Origin of the sequence: Anaerococcus porci (genome assembly GCF_034090325.1) — a bacterium.
Taxonomy (GTDB): domain Bacteria; phylum Bacillota; class Clostridia; order Tissierellales; family Peptoniphilaceae; genus Anaerococcus; species Anaerococcus porci.
The window spans coordinates 1-2,586 of sequence record NZ_JAXDSU010000071.1; the positions used below are offsets into that span (position 1 = coordinate 1).

Here is a 2,586-nt window from a genome sequence, read left to right on the forward strand (position 1 = left end):
AAAATATTAGAGCTTTTCGGTGGCATAGGTGCTATTAGAAAGGCTTTTATTAATTTAAAGATACCTTATGAAGTTGTTGATTATGTAGAAATAGATAAGGCTTGTGTTAAATCATACAACGCACTTTATGGAGAGAGTTATAAGCCAAAATCAGTAGTAGGATATAAAGCTCCTAATGAGAAGATAGACTTAATAATGCATGGAAGTCCTTGCCAAGACTTTTCAAGAATAGGAAAAAAGCAAGGAGGAGTAAAGAATTCAGGCACTAGATCAAGCTTACTATTTGAAACAATTAGAATAATTAAAGAAATGAAAGAAAAGCCTAAATGGATAATTTGGGAGAATGTAAAGGGAGTCCTTGATAGAAATATGAGGGACTCCTTTTTTATTTATCTAAAAGATTTAGAGATCCTAGGATATGAAAGCAAGTATGAAATCTTAAATGCAATGGACTTTGGGATACCTCAAAAAAGAGAAAGGATATTTGTTGTTTCATGTCTTGGAGCAAATAACTTTTCTTTTAATAAATTGGAGAGGAAAAAAACAAGACCACTAAGTGAATTTTTAGAAAAGGATGTAAGTGAACTTTATACAATGACCCAACCTTATATGCTGAAATTTTTAAATAAAGGCATAGATAATAGTTTTAGAGGGCGACTCAAAGTGATTAAAGATTTTTCTTATACTATTTCTACAAAACAAATGAGAGTACCAAATTCTGGAATAATAGATATTGGAAATGGTCAGTATAGGTATTTAACAGAAAGAGAATGCCTAAGACTCATGGGTTTTGATGACAGTGATATTAACAAACTAGAAGAAGCACATCCAAGAAGAAAAAATTGTACTTCAAGCAAGCTATATAAACAGGCCGGCAATTCTATTGTGATTGATGTTTTAATAGCTATTATAAAAGAAATTCATAGAATGGAGGTAGAAAATGCAAGTAAATGATTTTAAGAATATACAAGAAGCAATAAAGTATGAAGTTTTACAAGATGAAAAAGAATATTTAAAACTCTTAAAAGTTATAGGCAATAATCAGAAATATGATTTTTCTAGCCAACTAAGTATATATAACAAGGAACCTGAAGCTAGAGCTTGTGCGACCTTTGATATGTGGAAGAAATATTTTGGTCGAGTTGTTATGAGAGGTCAAAAGGGTATTCCAATTTTAGTTGGAAGTGATGTAAATCAAAGAATTTCATATATTTTTGATATTAGTCAGACCACATCAATGGATAGGAATATTAATGAGGTTAGCTTATGGCAGTTTGATCACGAAAACCATAACGATGCTTTAAAAGAAATAATAAGAGATTCTTCATTTGAAGCTAGTGATTCACTCAATGAAAATATATTTTCTTTGAGTCGAATTTATGGAGATGAATATATTAACTTGGCTCTTGCTGATTTGAGAATAGATATAGAGGATAGACTTAGTTTTGAAAAGTTTATGAGAGACTCAATATCCTATGCGGTAGCTAATAGGTTTAATACAGTCTATCCTATGGATATGGAAAATTTAAAAAATAATTTTTCTAGAATTAATACAATTTCTTTAGAGCAGATAGGTCTTGTAATATCAAGGGTTAGCGAAGATATTATAGATAGCACAATAGAAAAATCTAAGGAAATGGATCGTGCTAGGCTGCTGACAGAAAGGGACGCTGCCGACTATAATAGAGATATAGAAAATATAAATGAAGATAGAGGAGGTCAAGATGATTTATATAGACGAGATGATAGGTCAAGAAGTAGAGATGGACGAGTTTTCACAGATGGAAGCGACAGAAGAAATAGCGATGAAGATCGAAGAGAAAACCTTGGACATGATGGAGAAGGATCTGAAATTTATGGAGAGATTTCCGAATCCAACATACGCAGTTCTAAGACTGTCTTACCTGGTAGGGAGTGAGGACATGGAGAACTGGAAGAAACTTCAGGAAATGTACGAGGAGAAAACACTTTTGAACCATCTGAAGGAAATCCAGAATCAGGCAGTGGACTTTATCAAGATAGAGAAAGTCAAAATGATGAAAGCACAAGGATTGACAGAGAAGATGAAAAGAGAGAATCCAGAGGAATACCAAGGACAGATGAACAACTTGATGGCAACAGTGAAGAGAATGGCAATCAAGGAATACGTGGAAGCTTAGAAAATGAAATAAGCCAAGAAAAGAAAGCTGATGAAGCTTCTTTTTTTGATGATAAAAATACTGAAAATAGAAAAGACTACTGGATTGTAGAATTTAATGAAAACCACGAATTAGTTCCCGATTATAGTGGACAGATAGTAACTAAAGACTTAATTAATGTCCTAAGACAAAAGGATATTGATGTTAAAGACCATAATCAAACTCTTGGAGAAAATGAATTTGGAGAAATGACTGATGATTATATCGGATATTTCAAATTCTATTTTGATCATTATGTAGACGGCGAAGTTGTTGAGCATTATAGGATTGACCTTGGTGATGGTGAAGAAGTAAATGAGCGTGAATTTTCATATTTAGAAGAACAAGTTGCACTAAGTGAGGAAAAATCATTACAAGAAGAAATTAAGGAAAAGATAGAGCCTAAATT

Annotated in this window: 4 protein-coding genes; all 4 read left to right on the plus strand. The window is 32.4% G+C overall.

Annotation, left to right across the window (positions count from 1 at the left end; all coding sequences use genetic code 11):
• Positions 1-954: DNA cytosine methyltransferase (locus SOR60_RS07615; protein WP_320595625.1), on the plus strand; the 954-nt coding region annotated here is incomplete at its 5' end.
• The gene (locus SOR60_RS07620) at positions 941-1,918 is read left to right on the plus strand and encodes a hypothetical protein (RefSeq protein WP_320595626.1); all 978 of its coding nucleotides are present in this window, start codon (positions 941-943) and stop codon (positions 1,916-1,918) included. The genes SOR60_RS07615 and SOR60_RS07620, both read left to right, overlap by 14 nt.
• A gap of 4 nt (positions 1,919-1,922) precedes the next feature.
• Positions 1,923-2,159, plus strand: coding sequence for a TnpV protein (locus SOR60_RS07625; protein ID WP_320595627.1), 237 nt, complete (start codon positions 1,923-1,925; stop codon positions 2,157-2,159).
• Positions 2,160-2,386: 227 nt separating this feature from the next.
• On the plus strand, positions 2,387-2,586 hold a 200-nt coding region (locus SOR60_RS07630; RefSeq protein ID WP_320595628.1), incomplete at its 3' end, for a hypothetical protein.